Below are 16,036 nucleotides of genomic sequence, written 5' to 3' on the forward strand. Positions count from 1 at the left end.
AATCGGCGTTGCCGGAGTACCGCCAAGGGCAGTGGTTCGGCCAGAGGGCGATAGTCCGCGAGCGCAACGACGAGGCCGGGAAGCCATTCGGGCTTGGCGCCGGCTTGTCTCGCGTAGGAGCCACGTGCGACCCACCATATCGGCTCGTTGTACCGCTCACCCGTCGCGCGGCTGACGCCCACGATCTGCTCTGCGGCGCTGTCGTAGTGAATGACGAGATTGTTGGCCTGGACGGCACTGACCAGTGCGTAGCCTGGGGTGCTCACGCCGCCCCGAGCGGCGATGGGTGCTTTCACGTCGCTGCCGATGTCGTCTCGTCGCGTGATTTCCATGAACAAGTTCTCATTGGACCGCTGAGACCACCAGTACGCGACCATGGCCCTCATCCTGCCTCAGCTGGATCTTGGACTCCAGAGGTCCATCTGGGGATCATGGGCTCGACCCTGCCGCAGCCCTGCCTTCTGTGCGACCATGTGTGCTGCCTCGCCCCGCGGCTCCCTCTGGCTCTGGAGGAGTCCCAACCGTTTCCCTGAGCTGGGAAAACGCGGGCAAGATCATCCCGCATATATCCCGTGATCAAGGTCCTACGGCTGCATACGGGTGCTCTCGGTGACCTACCCAGGGTCTGGAAAGCAAAAGACCTGCGGCAGCAAAACCGCAGGTCAGGGGCCAAAATGCCTGGTGGAGAAGAGTGCCCCCGGCAGGATTCGAACCTGCGGCACCCGCTTTAGGAGAGCGGTGCTCTATCCCCTGAGCTACGGAGGCGGACGACGTAAGCCTAGCGAAAGTCTGGCAGTGCGTGCGCCGTCGGGCGGGGGTGAGTTCTGGGGACGTTGGTTATGGGTGGTCTGAGCTGCGGTAAAGGCATGACAAGTGATCACCTTCCGGTGTGTGGGCCATGGGTACCGTCGGCGCCGTGGATACGAGGCGGCGTAGGCAGGTGCGCAGGCGACCCGTTGTGCTGTTTGCGGCGTTGCTGGCTCCGGCGATCTTCGCCGGGGGGTTGCTGGCGGGGGAGCTGAGCCGGTACGAGCACACCGGGGCGCGGGTGGATGTGGAGGGGGGCAGGGCGGGCCGGATGGTTTTCGAGCCGGTGCTCGTGCCGGCGCCCGCTCATCCGATCCGGCAGTACGTGGCGGCGGTGCCCGCGCCGGTCGTGGAGGTGCCTGTCGTCCAGGTTGTCGCGGCTCCTCGGGATGTTGTGCCGTCCGTGCCGGTGCGGGAGCCGGTGCCGACTCCGACGGTGGAGCGGCGTCCTGATCCGCCTGCGCCTGCTCAGTCCGAGTGTCCGGGGGAGTGGGTGGACACGTGGCTCTGGGAGATGTGCCGGGAGCATGAGCGGCGGCCCGGGGAGGGCTGGTCCGGTGACTCTTGAGCTGACCTGACGCGGTGGTCGCGCGATCCGTTCGTCTGACGCGTTCGACTGCTGAGTGAGCGGCTGGCTGTCGACAATCTATGACAAATGTACGAACCCCACCGCCCCGCGAGCCGTACTGACCTAGTAAGGAATGGCACGAACCCACCCCACCGCAGCCCCCTGGGCGCAGACGAGGAGCTTCACCCGTCCACCTGTACAAAAGCGTCGTTCGTGCCATAACGGCTCTCCGGAGTTCGGTCCGGGCACTCGGGGGGCTGTAGTAACGTGCGTGCCGGACCCGGGTCACGAGTTTGCAAACGGAGGAGTCGAACGTGCCAGCCCCCCGATCAGCAGGTCTGATCGCGGTCGTCATGGCGATGACTTCCCTCTTCGGGCTGCCCGCCCAAGCCCGGGCCCAGACTCCAACGGTGACGCACCGCCAGCAGCAGGATCCCTCCAACCTCACGGAGTTGCGCAAGGAGGCCGAGCGGGCCGCCAAGGAGCTGGAGAACGCCACCAAGGCGCTGGAGAAGCGCCGGGCGACCTTCGCCGCGGCCGAGAAGGAGCTCAAGACCAAGCTGCAGGCTCTCCAGCAATCTCAGCGTCAGCTGGCGCAGATCCGCCGGCCGGTCTCGGAGCTGGCCGAGCTGCTCTACCAGCAGCCTGTGGGAGCCGACGGCATCGCCCCGTTCCTGTCGGGCGACGCCGACACCGACACCCTGCGCGCGATGGCCAACATCAGCCACATGGTGACCGTCCGCCAGCAGGCGGTCGAGCAGACCAGCGCGCTCACCAAACAGACGGAGGGCCTGGCCGCCGAGGCGCAGGAGCTCCGGGCGGGCAACCTGCTGGCCGAGGCTCAGATGGCGGCCGAGATCGACCTGCTCAGGAAGCAGTCCGACAAGATCGTCAAGTCGCTCACCGCGGCTCTGGTGAAGCTCGGCATCAAGATCGACAAGGTGGGCAGGGCGGCGCTGGGGTGCAACCCGCTGCGGGCGGCGACTGCCGGCAACTACCCCAACGGCCTCATTCCCCAGGCCATGCTCTGCCCGTTGCAGCAGAGGGGCCACAGCCTCCGGGCCGATGCCACCATCGCCTTCGTCAGCCTGAACGAGGCCTACAGGCGGCAGTTCGGCAGGGCGATGTGCGTGACCGACGCGTACCGGAGCCTGGCCGAGCAGCAGTCGGTCTACTACCGGCGACCGGGCTTCGCGGCTGTGCCGGGACGCAGCAACCATGGACTCGGGCTGGCGGTGGACCTTTGCGGCGGCGTGGAGCGGTTCAGGTCGGCGGAGTTCAACTGGCTGGAGAAGAACGGCAAGAGGTATGGCTGGTTCCATCCGGACTGGGCCTACAGCAGCCCGTTCGAGCCTTGGCACTGGGAGTATGACCCGAAGATCGACACCCTGCTCTAGATCGCGGGAGTGAGCTCGCTGGTGCAGTGGGCGCAGCGGCCGGCCGCCTTGGGGACTTCCGACAGGCACTCCGGGCAGTTGCGGTGGGTGACCTCCTCCGTGGTCTCCGCGCGATCCTTGAAGTGTGTGTACGGCCTGACGACCAGGAAGTAGATCACCGCCGCGACCATCACGAACGAGATGACGGCGTTGATGAAGTCGCCGTACAGGAAGTCGGACCGGCCGATGGTGAACTTCAGCGACGAGAAGTCCGGCAGCCCGCCGAACGCTGAGATCAACGGTGTGAGCAGGCCGGTCACGAACGAGTTGACCACGGCGGTGAAGGCCGCGCCGATCACCACCGCCACGGCGAGGTCGATGACGTTTCCCTGCATGAGGAACTTCTTGAATCCACTCATGGAAACTCATCGTAACCGAACGATTACTATAAGTGGGGCTTGATGGTGATCGACAGGTGGCCGCCTGCTTGGGCGCCGGCCAGCTCGCTCGCCTGCGACGGGGTGGTGGCGAGCACCACCAGGGCGCCGTGGTCGTCCTTCGCGGCCGGGATGGTCAGGACGGTGACGTCGTCGGCCACCAGAGACGCGACCTGACCCTCGTGTGCCGCGAGCACGCTGATCGTCGAGCCGGGGGAGATCAGGCGCACCACGTCGGGATCGGCGATCCGCACGGGCGTGGCCACCGATCCGGGCGGCATCCGCAGGGAGTCCAGCAGGCGCACGTCGGTGAGTGGCTCGCCCCGCCGCATCGCCGTCGCCAGCACCCGGCCCGTGGCGCCGGTGTGCAGGGCGCCGTCGGGCGGGTGGGGATGGGGGACGGCCTGAAGATCTCCGGGGCGCAGCACGCCGGGGGACAGGTCGCGGGTGGCGACCAGGACGGCCGGTCCCGGGGCGGGACGTAGCGCCAGATATCCGGAGATGACGGCGCCGGCGGCGAGCATGGCCGCGATGAGCCGGCGCCTACGCTCGCAGCGCCGCAGCCAGATCCGGATCACGGCAGCTCGAAGGGGAGCTTGAGACCGTCGAGCGTCGCGCCGCAGGGGCACGTCGGGTTAGCGGGCAGCGCCTGCACGGTGTCGGCCACCAGGGTCCGCATCCGCGCTACGTTGCGCGCGAAGAACTCCAGCACCTCGTCATGCGTGACCCCCTGACCGGCCTCCACTCCGGCGTCATGGTCGGTCACCAGTGACAGCGACGTGTAGCAGAGCGCCAGCTCGCGGGCGAGCACCGCCTCGGGGAAGCCCGTCATGCCGACGATCGTCCACCCGTTGCCCTGGAACCACTGCGACTCCGCCCGCGTGGAGAAGCGCGGCCCCTCGATGACCACGAGGGTCCCGCCGTCGACCGTGTCCCACTCGCCGGACCGGGCCGCCGACACGGCGACCGCCCGGCCCGACGGGCAGTAGGGGTCGGCGAACGACACGTGAACGGCTCCGCCCATGTCGTAATAGGTCTGGACACGCCCGGAGGTCCGGTCGACAAGCTGGTCGGGCACCACGATCGCGCCGGGGCCCACCTCCGCCCGCAGCGACCCCACGGCGCTGGGAGCGAGCACCTGGCGCACGCCGAGAGAGCGCAGTGCCCACAGGTTGGCCCGGTAGGGGATGCGGTGCGGGGGGAAGCGGTGATCCCGCCCATGCCTCGGGATGAACGCCACGGAGCGCGAGCCGATGCGGCCGATGGTGACGACATCGCTGGGCGGGCCGTAAGGAGTGGCGAGCTCGACCTCCTCCGCGTCGTCGAGGAGGGAGTAAAAGCCGGAACCGCCAATGACGCCGATATCTGCACGAGTGACCATGGCGCAGAGGGTAGCGGCATCGTGGACGGGCGAGGCGGGGGCGAACGTGGTTCTGTGGATAACCCGGTTTCGGGGCTGTGGACGAACGCCGTTCCGCACGGTGATCGTTCCGGTACGAAGCGTATGATCGCCCCATGCGGCAACGGGGTCTCGGGCTCATCATCATCGCGCTCATGCTGGGCATGCTGCTGGCCGCGCTCGACCAGACCATCGTGTCGACCGCGCTGCCGACCATCGTCGGCGACCTCGGCGGTCTGGCGCACCTGTCGTGGGTGGTGACGGCCTACATCCTCGCCTCCACGGTCTCCACGCCGCTGTGGGGCAAGCTCGGCGACCAGTTCGGCCGCAAACGCCTCTTCCTGGCCGCGATCGTCATCTTCCTGGTCGGCTCCGCGCTGTGCGGGCTCAGTCAGAGCATGGGCCAGCTCATCGTCTTCCGCGGGATCCAGGGGCTGGGCGGCGGCGGGCTCATGGTGCTGGCGCAGGCCATCGTCGGCGACGTCGTGTCGGCTCGCGACCGGGGCAAGTACCAGGGCTACTTCGGCGCGGTCTTCGCCGTCTCCAGCATCGTCGGGCCGCTGCTCGGCGGTCTGTTCGTCGACCATCTGTCCTGGCACTGGGTCTTCTACGTCAACCTGCCCCTGGGAGCCGTCGCGCTGTTCGTGATCGCCGCGGTGCTGCCGAGCGACAGGACCCGCACCAGGCACAAGATCGACTATGCCGGGGTGGTGCTGCTCGGCGGCGCGACCTCGTGCCTCGTCCTGATCGCCACCTGGGGCGGCACGGTCTACCCGTGGAGCCATCCGGTGATCGCCGGGCTCGCCGTGGCGGCCCTGGCGATGCTGGCCGGCTGGGTGCTCGCCGAGCGGAGGGCGCGGGAGCCCGTGCTGCCGCTCGGGTTGTTCCGCAACCGGGCGTTCTCGACGTCGTCGATCGTCGGGTTCGTGGTCGGGTTCGGGATGTTCGGCGCGCTCACCTATCTTCCGCTCTACCTGCAGATCGTGCACGGGGTGAGCGCCACGCTGTCCGGCGTGTACCTGCTGCCGATGATGGCGGGCATGCTGACGATGTCGATCGTCAGCGGTCAGATCATCTCCAAGACCGGCAAATACCGCTATCTGCCCATCGCAGGCACCGCGTTCGCGACGGTGGGGATGTTCCTGCTGTCGACGCTCACCGAGTTCAGCAGCCTGGCCCTGATGGGCGTCTACCTGCTGGTGCTCGGTGTGGGCCTCGGCATGACCATGCAGGTGCTGGTGATCGTCGTGCAGAACGCCGTCGACTTCAAGGATCTCGGCGTCGCCACCTCGGGCGCCACGTTCTTCCGTTCGATCGGCGGTTCGTTCGGGGTGGCGACGCTCGGGGCGGTCTTCACCGGGCGGCTCGACAGCGACGTCAGCGAGGTGCTCGCCAGGACGACGTTGCCGCAGGGCTTCGATCCCGCGCGAATCCAGCAGGACCCCACGGCCATCCAGCGGCTGCCCCGCGATCTCGCGGCGGACTTCCTGCACGTGTACGCCGACTCCATCGCGACCGTGTTCCGGGTGGCCGCGCCGATCATGCTGGCCGCGTTCGTGCTGACGTGGTTCATCCCGCAGCATCGGCTGCGGGAGACCACGAAGGCCGCCGACCTGGGCGAGGGGCTGGGCGCGACGTCCGCCGAGCGGTCGTCGCTGGCGGAGGTCGAAAGAGGTCTCGTCCGGCTGGCGGACGCCAACCTGCGCAAGGGCTACTACGCGAGGATGGGCGATCTGGCCGGACTGGAGGGCATGGTCCCCGAAGGCGTGTGGATCATCGCCAGGCTGGGCGGCGAGGACTGGGTCTCGGCGCAGTCACTGGCCGAGCGCGCACAGGTCAGCAGGAGGCACGGCAGGCCGTACGTCGATCAGCTCATCGACGACGGGTACGTCGAGCGATCGCAGGACGGCGACTATCTGCGGCTCACCGCGCGGGGACAGGAGGCCGCGTTGCGGCTCCTGCGCAGCTCGCGCGAGGCCCTCGCCAGGCTGGTGGCGGACTGGGGGCCCAATCGGCAACTCGAGCAGCTCCTCGACCGGATCGCTCCGGAGCTGCTCGGTGCGCTGGGGGATCGACCCCGCTAGTTGGACGCGGCGGCGGGGGCCGGCGCCGACTCGGCGGGCTTGCTGCTCTCAGCAGGCTTGCTCTCGGCGGGCTTGCCGGCGGGAGCCGAAGACGAGGTCGAGGACGAGCGGTTGTCGGTGCGGTAGAAGCCCGAACCCTTGAACACGATCCCGACGGCAGAGAACACCTTGCGCAGGTTGCCCTGGCAGCTCGGGCATACGGTCAACGCGTCGTCGCTGAACTTCTGGACGACCTCGAGCTGCTCACCGCAGTCGTTGCAGGCGTACTGGTAGGTCGGCACGCGCTCCTCCTTCAGGCTTTTGGCACTCGAGTGATGCGACTGCTAATGGTAACCGATACGGCCAAATTCCTATTCCTGTCCCCGCTCGCCGTACCATCCGGCCAGCTTCCCGCGGCGGCTGACGGCGCGCAAACGGCGTTCGACCTCGTCACGGCAGGCGTCCGTGGTGACGATCAGGACCTGGTCCTCCGCCCTGATCCGGGTGTTTTGGGACGGCACGAATGACCTGCCGTCGCGGACGATCAGCGTCACCTGGGCCCCGGCCGGCAACCGCAGCTCGAAGATCTCCACGCCGTGCAGCTGGGAGCCGGGAGGCACCTTGACCTGCAGCAGATCGGCGTTCAGCTCTTCGAGTGGTGCGGACTCCACCTCCAGGTCGTGTGCCTCGCCGGGAGCCGTCACCCTGAGCAGCCTGGCCACCAGGGGCAGCGTCGGCCCCTGGAGCAGGGTAAACACGATGACGATCACGAAGACCTGGTTGAAGATGTCCTTCGAACCCTCGACACCGGCCGCCCACGGGATGGTCGCCAGCACGATCGGGATGGCGCCGCGCAGCCCCGCCCATGAGAGGAACGCCTGCTCGCGCAGGTTCACCACGGGAAGCCGTACCACCTGGGCGATCGCCGAGCTGGCCAGCACCGTCAGCGGCCTGGCCAGCAGCACCAGGATCGTTCCAGTGATGAGCCCCGGCACGATCGACGACGGCATCTCCTTGGGGCTGGCCAGCATGCCCAGCATCACGAACAGGCCGATCTGCGCCAGCCACGCGGTGCCTTCGGCGAACCCCCTGGTCGCGGCCCGGTGCGGAAGCCGTGAATTGCCCAGGATGAGCGCGGTCAGGTAGATGGCCAGGAACCCCGAACCGTGCAGCAGCACGCCACCGGCATAGGAGACCAGGGTGAGCGCGAGCACGGCGATGGGGTAGAGGCCGGAGGCCGGCAGGGCGATGCGGCGCAGCGCGTAGGCGCCGGCAGGGCCCACGGCGAGACCGACGGCGGCACCGATCAGCAGCTCGACCGTCGTCTCCGCGAGGAAGACGCCGAGGCTCGGCGTCGCGTGGGCGGCGCTGCTGAGCAGCACCACGGCGATCACCGTCGGCGCGTCGTTGAAACCGGACTCGGCCTCCAGGATGCCCGCGAGCTTGGGCGGCAGCGGCAGCCTGCGCAGCACGGAGAACACCGCGGCCGCGTCCGTTGGCGCCAGCACGGCGCCGAGGATCAGCGCGGTGGTGACGTCGACGCCCAGCAGCAGGTGCACGGGCACCGCCACGACCACGATGCTGACCGCCACGCCGAAAGTGGCGAGGATCAGCGCCATCGGCACCGAGCGCCGGACGTGACTCCAGTTCGTGGTCAGGCCGCCCTCGGCCAGGATCACCGCCAGCGCGAGGAAGCCGATCTCCTTGGCGATCCCGGGATCGCTGAACGGGATGCCGACGACCGAATCCCCGAGGACGACACCGAAGCCCAGGAACAGCAGAAGGCTCGGCAGACCGCTGCGATGCGCGATCCGTACGGACACGATGGCCGCGATGACGATGGCAGCACCGAGCAGGAGCCAGACATCAAGCGTCATCTGGCCCCTCCTATGTCTGTGTGGTCACTTAAGCCTAGTGAGTCCCATAGGTGTGATCGCAAAACGGACCGTCATGTCATGAGGCTCGGCAGGCACGTCCTCCCGGAGCTCGCCCTCGTGAAGCATCGCGACCGTCGGAACGTTCGGCCCCACCCTGCTCAGCGCACGGTCGTAGGAGCCGCCGCCACGGCCCAGCCGTATTCCGGACACCCGGTCCACGGCCAGCGCGGGCACGATCACCAGCGCCGCCGTGCGGATCGCGTCGACCCCGCGCCGGGTGTCCACCGGCTCCATGACGCCGCGCCGGCCGGGCGCCAGGGTGTCGGGACCGTCGTACACCGCCCAGTCGAGATCGTCGTCCTCCCGCAGCACCGGCAGGATCACCGTCGCGCCGTGCTTCCACAGCGCGAACACCAGTCCGTGCGTCTCCGGCTCGGTGCCGGTCGACCAGTAGCAGGCGACCAGCCCGGCCATCTGCGCCCACGGCTGATCAAGCAGGGTTTCGCGGATTCTGGTGGCGTTCGAGCGCAATTGTTGTGGTGCGAGTGAGGCGCGCGCCGAAATCAGCTCACGGCGCAGGTTCAGCTTGTCCACAGCTACCTCCATTAGGGTCATACTCATGGCTGACTTCGACCCTGTGACGAAAGCCGTCGTGCCCGCCGCGGGTCTGGGCACCCGGTTCCTTCCGGCGACCAAGGCAACACCCAAGGAGATGTTGCCCATCGTCGACAAGCCCGCCATCCAGTATGTCGTCGAGGAAGCGGCCTCCGCTGGGCTGCTCGACCTGCTGATGGTGACCGGCAAGAACAAGCGGTCGATCGAGGATCACTTCGACCGCGCGTTCGAGCTGGAGGAAGTGCTCGAGGCTAAGGGCGACGAGCACCGGTTGTCCCAGGTCCGCGATCCGGCCGCGCTGGCGACCCTGCACTATGTCCGGCAGGGCGAGCCGAAAGGCCTCGGCCACGCGGTGCTCTGCGCCAAGCAGCACGTCGGCGACCATCCGTTCGCGTGCCTGCTCGGCGACGACCTCATCGACCGGCGCGACCCCTTGCTCCAGCGCATGATCGCGGTGCGCAACACCTACGGCGGCAGCGTCGTCGCGCTGATGGAGGTGCCCAAGGAGCAGGTCTCGCTGTATGGCGTGGCCACCATCGAGGCGACCGCCGAGGACGACGTGGTGCGGGTGACCGACCTGGTGGAGAAGCCGCCGGTGGACGAGGCGCCCTCCAACTGGGCGATCATCGGCCGCTACGTGATCGACCCGGCGGTGTTCGAGGTGCTCGAGAACACCCCGCCGGGCCGCGGTGGCGAGATCCAGCTCACCGACGCCCTGCGCACGCTGGCCGGGACCGGCGCCTCGGAGGGCGGGCAGGTGCACGGCGTGCTGTTCCGCGGCCGCCGCTACGACACCGGCGACAAGCTCGACTACCTGCGCACCGTGGTGAAGTTCGCCGCTGACCGACCCGACCTCGCTCCCGACTTCCTGCCCTGGTTGCGAGAGTTCCTCGATGAAATCAGTTGACGCGCACCTGGCCGACATCCTCGCCACGGTGCGCCCGCTCGCGCCGCTGGAGCTGGAGCTGGAACGGGCCCTCGGCACCACGCTGGCCGAGGAGGTCACCTCGCCGGTGCCGTTGCCGCCGTTCAACAACTCCGCCATGGACGGATATGCCGTACGGTCGGTCGACATCTTGCAGGTGCCGGTCACGCTGCCGGTGATCGACGACGTGGCCGCCGGGTCCAACGAGCTGCGGGCCATCGGGCCGGGGCACGCCGTGCGGATCATGACCGGCGGCCCCATGCCCGCCGGAGCAGACACGGTGGTGCCGGTGGAGTGGACCGACGGCGGCACGGTCTCGGTCCGGATCGACCGCATCGCCGAGCCCGGCAACGCGATCCGCAGGGCGGGCGAGGACGTCCAGGCCGGCGAGGTCGTGCTCAAGCCCGGCACGGTGATCGGCCCCGCGCAGCTCGGCATCATCGCCGGGGTGGGCCGCCGCCGGGTCTGGGTGCGTCCCCGGCCACGGGTCGTCGTGCTCGCCACCGGCGCCGAGCTGGTCGAGCCCGGGCTTCCGCTCGGCCACGGGCAGATCTGGGATTCCAACAGCTTCACGCTGACCGCCGCCGCGCTCGACGCGGGCGCCGACGGCTTCCGCGCGCCGACCGTGGGCGACGACCCGGCCGCCTTCCTGGAGCAGCTCGACGCCCAGCTCGTTCGCGCCGACGCCGTCATCACCAGCGGCGGCGTCTCGATGGGTGCATACGAGCCGGTCAAGGAGGCCCTCGCGCCCCTCGGCACCGTCCGCTTCGAGAAGGTCGCCATGCAGCCCGGCATGCCCCAGGGCTTCGGCGTCGTGGGCGACGACCAGGTGCCGGTCTTCGCGCTGCCCGGCAATCCGGTCTCGTCGTTCGTCTCCTTCATGCTTTTCGTACGGCCTGCGCTCGACAGGATGCGTGGACTGCCCGCAGGACCGCCCGAGACGGTCACCGCCCGCGTCACCGGGGCGTTGCGCTCGCCCGCCGGCAGGCGTTCGTTCCTGCGTGGCCGGCTCACCGATGACGGCACGGTGACACCGGTGCGCGGGCAGGGCTCCCACCAGCTCGCCGCCCTCGCCTCGGCGGACGCGCTGATCGTGGTGCCCGAGGAGGTCACCGAGGTGCCTTCGGGCCAGGAGGTGGAGGTGATCAGGCTGTGAGCGAGTTCACCCATCTCGACGAGACCGGGGCGGCGCGCATGGTCGACGTGTCGGCCAAGGACGTCAGCGCGCGCACCGCCACCGCCACCGGGCGGGTGCTGCTCACGACCGAGGTCGTGGAGCTGCTGCGGTCCGGGGAGGTGCCCAAGGGCGACGCGCTGGGCGTGGCGCGGATCGCGGGCATCATGGGGGCGAAGCGGACACCTGATCTGATCCCGCTCTGCCATCCCATCGCCCTGCACGGGGTGAAGGTGAGCCTGGACGTCGAGGACTGGGGCGTGGCCATCACCTGCCGGGTCAAGACCGCCGACCGGACGGGCGTGGAGATGGAGGCGCTGACGGCCGTCACAGTGGCGGCGCTGGCGCTGATCGACATGGTGAAGGCGGTCGATCCCGCTGCGGTGATCAGCGACGTGCGGGTCGAGGAGAAGACCGGCGGCAAGACCGGCGTCTGGACGCGGCCATGATCCGGGCGCTGGTGGTGACGGTGTCGAACCGGGCGTCCGCCGGGATTTATGCGGATAAATCAGGACCGCTCTTGGTGTCGCTGCTCGTCGAGGCGGGCTGCACGGCGGCAGGGCCCGTGGTGGTGCCCGACGGGGAGGCCGTGGAGGGCGCGCTGCGCGACGGGATCGCCGAGGGCTACGACGTGATCGTCACGACAGGCGGCACCGGGCTGACCCCCACCGACCTGACGCCGGAGATGACGGCCCGAGTGATTTCTCGGGAAATTCCTGGAATAGCGGAGACCATCCGCTCGGCTAACAGGGACAAAGTTCCCACCTCGATCCTCTCCCGCGGCCTCGCCGGCCAGGCGGGCACCACCCTGATCGTGAACCTGCCCGGCTCCAGCGGAGGGGTCCGCGACGGCGTCGCCGTGCTCGCCCCCATCCTCCGGCACGCTGTCGACCAGATCCGCGGCGGAGACCACCCGCGCTGATTCCAGAGTGCACGTAGTGACCCGAATCGACCCGTGGCGACATCGGGCGCGATAGGGGGATGATGAGAGTTGTGGATCGACTACGCGGCTGGCCTGCGGCGCTGAGCGAAGGTTCGGTCGGCCTCCGGCCGCTCCGGCTGGGCGATGTGCGCGCATGGCGCGACACCCGGGTGCGCAACGCCGACTGGCTACGTCCCTGGGAGCCCAGCAACCCCGAAACACCCCTGTTCAGGACCGGACTCGGACCGTACATCTCCATGGTCGGCACCCTGCGCCGCGAGGCCAGGCAGGGCCTCGCCCTGCCCTGGGTGGTCACCTACGGCGGCCGCTTCGCGGGACAGCTGACCATCGGCGCCATCGTCTGGGGATCGGCCCGCTCCGCGCAGGTCGGCTACTGGATCGACGGCGCGGTCGCGGGCCGCGGCATCACGCCCACCGCGCTCGCCATGGCCGTCGACCATTGTTTCTTCACCACGGGATTGCACCGGGTGGAGGCGAACATCCGCCCCGAGAACCAGGCCAGCCGTAGGGTGGTTGAGAAGCTCGGATTCCGGGAAGAAGGCATTCGGCGTCGTCAACTCCACATCGATGGAGCCTGGCGCGACCACATCTGTTACGCGTTGACCGTTGAGGACGTTCCCGGCGGGCTGCTCGTGCAGTGGCGTCGCGCTCGTGAGTCAGCAGCTCACGGCGGGTCTCCAGTAGAAGAGGTTTGACGATCTCGCGACACACCGCACCGAATGCTCGTCAATTAGTGACACGCGGTCTTACGGTGCGTGACGTGAGCACATTGAAGGCGCCAGAAGCACACAGGCGCTTTCGTGCTGCCCGGAGGTGCTCATGAGCGGCGCCTTCCTCTACCTTGCCATCGTCGTCATGTGGCTGTGCGTCCTGATCCCCATGTGGCTGCGCAGGGACAAGACAAACCTCGCCGAACTGGCCGAACTCGAGGAACACTACACCGGCGAGCACCAGCTCCCGGACCTCAGCCGCACCTCGCCGGCCGAGCCCGAAGGCATGCAGGAGGACGAGGCCGCCCCGTTCGAGTACGAGCGCGTCGACCCACGCCAGTTCCGGGCCAGACGGCGCGCGATCATCGTCGCCCGCCGGCGGCGCCTGCTGTTCTTCACCGGGCTGCTCGTGCTGGCCACCGTGGTGACGGCCGCCGTGCGGGTGATCCCCTGGTGGGCCGTGGCGCCGGCCTGCGGGATCATGCTGGGCTACCTGGTGTTCCTGCGAATCGCCGTACAGGTCGACCGCGAGCGCCGCCAGCGGGCCGTCCAGGCGCGCGAACGCGCACGGCGGGTGCGCGCCCAGCGGCGGGTCGCCGAACTGGCGGCGCAGCAGGAAGCGGAGATCATCGACTTCGCGGCACGGCAGGCGGACGTCCTGTTCGACCAGTACGCGGAGCCGCCCCGGCGCGCGGTGGGGGACGGGTAAGTGTGGCGCGAGGACCCTGCGAAGTTTGCTAACCTGGTCAGGTCCTTGGGGATGTAGCGCAGTCCGGTAGCGCACTTCGTTCGCATCGAAGGGGTCAGGGGTTCGAATCCCCTCATCTCCACCAGGAAGATGCAGGTGACAAGGGGTTCCGGAGTTGATCCGGGACCCCTTTTCGCGTGTCTGGGAGTCGGGGGGAGCCACGGGGAGCCATCTCACTCGGACTCTCTACCCGTGTCGGCTGTCGCCGAAGATGGTGTTTATTGTGTGGGCACCCTTGGTGATCACCGGCCTGAGCTGGTGTCGGTAGACCGATTCCGTGACGCTGGCGCCCGCGTGCCCGACGAGGTCGGCGATGGTCTTGATGGACACGCGCGGAAGATCGTCCCATGTCCCGGTGCACGGTCATCTCGGTACGTGATTCATGTCGAGGCGGACAGAGCGGTTGTCGCGGGGATAGCGGAGGGTTACACCCGATAGGGCTGTTATCCAATTTGTGATGATCGACCCTCTTGTCGGGAAGGTCGGGATTTCTTACGTTGATCGTCAGATCGATGATCAGCTCCGAGCTGCGCGGGGAGCGGTGCTTTCCCTGCGGCGGAGGGCTACGACTTACGCCTTGGCGGGCGTCCTTCGTGGTTCGGAGTGTGATGGCGTATGCGCCGGTTCTCGTCGTGGGTTCGGTCGCCGCGTTGGATGCTGGTGGTGCTCGCCGTCTTGCTACCCGGTGTGCTGTCTCTCGCGGTGGGTCCGGCGCAGGCCCAGAGGGCGGCGGAATTCGTTGTAGCCGCGGAAGCCGCCGCCCAGGGGCACTTCGACCTTCCTGAACAGATGGCCGGGACCGCTGCTGGTCTGCCCTCGCTGGTGGAGACGTCGGTCACCCAGGCGTCCAGCGGGCCGCAGCAGCGCCGTGCGGAAGATGAGGACGACTGGCGTCCCAAGGATGCGTTGCTGCTGGAGCGGACGAGCAAGGAGGAGCCGCCGGCGGTCGAATCGGATGAGCGGGTGCTGCCCGGAGGGGTGCAGCGTGCCGAGCGGTTGGATGCGGCGTGTTGTACGCCGTTTCTTGAGGATCGCTTCCCGCTGGACCGGGCGCTGGTCGACACGCGCACGCCGCTGCTGCTGGCGAATTTCTCCAGTCAGAACGGCATCGACTACATCTTCAAGGTGTGCAACGAGTACTCGATGCTGACCGGGTGCTTCTCGTCGGGCGTGCGTGAGGATCTCCACACGTGGCGGGTGCCGGTCGGCAAGCTGGAGTGGGGTAAGCAGTACTACTGGCAGGTGACGGCGCGGGATCGCGGCACTCTGGCGGAGACCGTGACGGATGCGGATTCGTTCACCACGGGTGTTCGCCAGCCGATCGTGGGTTCGCAACTCGCGACCCGTGGGATCAACGGTCAGGAATTTCAGCAGGTCACCGGCAATTACACGACGACCTTCACTGACGCCCAGGTGGTCGCGGCAGGACCGCCGCTGTCGGTGGTGCGGACGTACAACACCCTAGATCATGCAGGGGGGTGAAGCCTACAGAATCGTTGACGATTACTGGCGATGTGTCGCAAGGGACTGTGAATGGTGAGCCTCGATAGAGGAGGCGGTACGGATGCGAGTTTCTGGGCATAACGAGCTGTGGTGCAAAAATTTCGTCGGCGGTATTGTATTCGCACTTTGCCTGTTCTTCACACTTACCGCGTGCCGGTCAGAACTATTCCCTCGCGAATCCCGGGTCGATTCCGGTGCCATCCGGGATGTCCGCAGCATCGGAGAGGTGTTGGCTGAAGCAACGACTGAGGAATACTGGGATGGTCTTACCACAGTAATAGAGACAATAGTGGTCAAGGTAGATGCCGGGAATGCTGAGGGAGCGCTTGAGAAAGCGGGCGATCTCCTCGTCGACCGGAACTGGAGCGCGGTTGCGCAACGATTCCCCGCATGGGTGCAGATGGAGTCGGGAAAGTGGGAGAAGACGCAAATATCGCTAAGTAGCGTGAAATTTGTTCTCGAGTCGAGCGGGGTGGATCCGGAAAAGAAGAAGGCTATCGCCGAGGCTACGGCGCAGGCGAGACCCGAAACGCTTGTCGTTCTAGACGTGTACCGCAAAAGCGAATGACGACAGCAGCGGGTAGGAAGATTGATCGCCTCCGCCCACGACCTGGATCGGAACGCCTCGTCAGCCGCCGTCGGCGTAAGTACCGGATCAACGTATCTGCCCTGATCTCCGGGAACGAGCGTAGCTGCTCCAGCTGCTCCCTTTGATCTTCGGATCGATCGGACTGCGACCTACGCCCCTACTTTCGGCGTCTAGCCTCGATCTTTCTCGACCTTGAGTTGGTCGGCTGAGGCCTTCGGCTGGAGGTCGATTGCCCTGCTGTGGTCAGCGTGGCTGCCCGGCTGTCGCGCCGGGTGGGCGGGGTTCCACGGGCCCGCGGGTGT

The 16,036-nt window shown here is 67.8% G+C and carries 19 protein-coding genes and 2 tRNA genes; 12 read left to right on the forward strand and 9 right to left on the reverse strand.

Annotated elements, in window-relative coordinates:
• Together V5E28_RS47670 and V5E28_RS47675 are read right to left on the reverse strand one after the other, a co-directional pair.
• Positions 1-377 (reverse strand): hypothetical protein (locus V5E28_RS47670; protein ID WP_336216947.1); only part of this gene is annotated, 377 nt, incomplete at its 3' end.
• Positions 378-692: 315 nt separating this feature from the next.
• A tRNA-Arg gene (locus tag V5E28_RS47675) sits at positions 693-765 on the reverse strand.
• Between the two features lie 151 nt (positions 766-916).
• Here V5E28_RS47675 and V5E28_RS47680 point away from each other — a divergent pair.
• Both V5E28_RS47680 and V5E28_RS47685 read left to right on the forward strand, forming a co-directional pair.
• Positions 917-1,375: a hypothetical protein gene (locus tag V5E28_RS47680; protein ID WP_336216948.1), complete on the forward strand. Its 459-nt coding sequence runs from the start codon at positions 917-919 to the stop codon at positions 1,373-1,375.
• Between the two features lie 314 nt (positions 1,376-1,689).
• Positions 1,690-2,772 (forward strand): D-alanyl-D-alanine carboxypeptidase family protein, encoded by a 1,083-nt coding sequence (locus V5E28_RS47685; protein ID WP_336216949.1) that lies wholly within the window; start codon positions 1,690-1,692, stop codon positions 2,770-2,772.
• On the opposite strand, the gene mscL is transcribed toward V5E28_RS47685, so the two are convergent.
• The 3 genes from mscL to V5E28_RS47700 are packed head-to-tail and all read right to left on the reverse strand — an operon-like array spanning position 2,769 to position 4,569.
• Positions 2,769-3,170: a large conductance mechanosensitive channel protein MscL gene (mscL, locus tag V5E28_RS47690; RefSeq protein ID WP_336216950.1), complete on the reverse strand. Its 402-nt coding sequence runs from the start codon at positions 3,168-3,170 to the stop codon at positions 2,769-2,771. The genes V5E28_RS47685 and mscL overlap by 4 nt on opposite strands.
• A gap of 26 nt (positions 3,171-3,196) precedes the next feature.
• On the reverse strand, positions 3,197-3,766 hold the full coding sequence (locus tag V5E28_RS47695; RefSeq protein WP_336216951.1) for an SAF domain-containing protein: 570 nt from the start codon (positions 3,764-3,766) through the stop codon (positions 3,197-3,199).
• Positions 3,763-4,569: an S-methyl-5'-thioadenosine phosphorylase gene (locus V5E28_RS47700; RefSeq protein ID WP_336216952.1), complete on the reverse strand. Its 807-nt coding sequence runs from the start codon at positions 4,567-4,569 to the stop codon at positions 3,763-3,765. Before V5E28_RS47700 ends, V5E28_RS47695 begins: the two co-directional genes overlap by 4 nt.
• 134 nt (positions 4,570-4,703) lie before the next feature.
• Between V5E28_RS47700 and V5E28_RS47705 the strand changes: the two genes are divergently transcribed.
• Entirely contained in the window at positions 4,704-6,671 is a 1,968-nt protein-coding gene (locus V5E28_RS47705; protein ID WP_336216953.1) for an MFS transporter, read from the forward strand.
• On the opposite strand, the gene V5E28_RS47710 is transcribed toward V5E28_RS47705, so the two are convergent.
• The 3 genes from V5E28_RS47710 to V5E28_RS47720 all read right to left on the reverse strand — a co-directional run bounded on the left by V5E28_RS47710 (position 6,668) and on the right by V5E28_RS47720 (position 9,121).
• Positions 6,668-6,952, reverse strand: a complete 285-nt coding sequence (locus V5E28_RS47710; RefSeq protein ID WP_336216954.1) for an FmdB family zinc ribbon protein — start codon at positions 6,950-6,952, stop codon at positions 6,668-6,670. The genes V5E28_RS47705 and V5E28_RS47710 overlap by 4 nt on opposite strands.
• A 69-nt stretch (positions 6,953-7,021) precedes the next feature.
• Positions 7,022-8,527, reverse strand: coding sequence for a potassium/proton antiporter (locus V5E28_RS47715; RefSeq protein WP_336216955.1), 1,506 nt, complete (start codon positions 8,525-8,527; stop codon positions 7,022-7,024).
• Positions 8,528-8,551: 24 nt separating this feature from the next.
• Complete coding sequence (locus V5E28_RS47720) at positions 8,552-9,121, reverse strand: 5-formyltetrahydrofolate cyclo-ligase (protein WP_336216956.1); 570 nt, start codon at positions 9,119-9,121, stop codon at positions 8,552-8,554.
• Between the two features lie 25 nt (positions 9,122-9,146).
• Here V5E28_RS47720 and galU point away from each other — a divergent pair, with 25 nt between their 5' ends.
• The 7 genes from galU to V5E28_RS47755 all read left to right on the forward strand — a co-directional run bounded on the left by galU (position 9,147) and on the right by V5E28_RS47755 (position 13,727).
• On the forward strand, positions 9,147-10,049 hold the full coding sequence (galU, locus tag V5E28_RS47725) for a UTP--glucose-1-phosphate uridylyltransferase GalU (protein WP_336216957.1): 903 nt from the start codon (positions 9,147-9,149) through the stop codon (positions 10,047-10,049).
• Positions 10,036-11,223, forward strand: a complete 1,188-nt coding sequence (gene glp, locus V5E28_RS47730; RefSeq protein ID WP_336216958.1) for a molybdotransferase-like divisome protein Glp — start codon at positions 10,036-10,038, stop codon at positions 11,221-11,223. The genes galU and glp overlap by 14 nt, the downstream gene beginning before the upstream one ends.
• The gene (gene moaC / locus V5E28_RS47735; RefSeq protein ID WP_336216959.1) at positions 11,220-11,690 is read left to right on the forward strand and encodes a cyclic pyranopterin monophosphate synthase MoaC; all 471 of its coding nucleotides are present in this window, start codon (positions 11,220-11,222) and stop codon (positions 11,688-11,690) included. The genes glp and moaC overlap by 4 nt, the downstream gene beginning before the upstream one ends.
• Positions 11,687-12,163 carry a MogA/MoaB family molybdenum cofactor biosynthesis protein gene (locus V5E28_RS47740; RefSeq protein WP_336216960.1) on the forward strand — a complete coding sequence of 159 codons (477 nt, stop codon included), beginning with the start codon at positions 11,687-11,689 and terminating at the stop codon, positions 12,161-12,163. The genes moaC and V5E28_RS47740 overlap by 4 nt, the downstream gene beginning before the upstream one ends.
• A 62-nt stretch (positions 12,164-12,225) precedes the next feature.
• Positions 12,226-12,879, forward strand: coding sequence for a GNAT family N-acetyltransferase (locus V5E28_RS47745; protein WP_336216965.1), 654 nt, complete (start codon positions 12,226-12,228; stop codon positions 12,877-12,879).
• 124 nt (positions 12,880-13,003) lie between these two features.
• A complete protein-coding gene (sepX, locus tag V5E28_RS47750; RefSeq protein WP_336216961.1) occupies positions 13,004-13,603 on the forward strand; it encodes a divisome protein SepX/GlpR in 600 nt (199 codons plus the stop codon).
• Between the two features lie 47 nt (positions 13,604-13,650).
• Positions 13,651-13,727: transfer RNA gene (locus tag V5E28_RS47755), tRNA-Ala, on the forward strand.
• 101 nt (positions 13,728-13,828) lie between these two features.
• Here the strand turns inward: V5E28_RS47755 and V5E28_RS47760 are convergent.
• On the reverse strand, positions 13,829-13,972 hold the full coding sequence (locus tag V5E28_RS47760; RefSeq protein WP_336216962.1) for a hypothetical protein: 144 nt from the start codon (positions 13,970-13,972) through the stop codon (positions 13,829-13,831).
• A 324-nt stretch (positions 13,973-14,296) separates the two neighbouring features.
• Between V5E28_RS47760 and V5E28_RS47765 the strand changes: the two genes are divergently transcribed.
• Positions 14,297-15,124 carry a hypothetical protein gene (locus V5E28_RS47765; protein WP_336216963.1) on the forward strand — a complete coding sequence of 276 codons (828 nt, stop codon included), beginning with the start codon at positions 14,297-14,299 and terminating at the stop codon, positions 15,122-15,124.
• A gap of 247 nt (positions 15,125-15,371) precedes the next feature.
• Positions 15,372-15,713, forward strand: a complete 342-nt coding sequence (locus tag V5E28_RS47770) for a hypothetical protein (protein WP_336216964.1) — start codon at positions 15,372-15,374, stop codon at positions 15,711-15,713.
• Positions 15,714-16,036 lie beyond the last annotated feature (323 nt).

The sequence above is a fragment of the Nonomuraea sp. LPB2021202275-12-8 genome (assembly GCF_037044575.1).
GTDB lineage: Bacteria > Actinomycetota > Actinomycetes > Streptosporangiales > Streptosporangiaceae > Nonomuraea.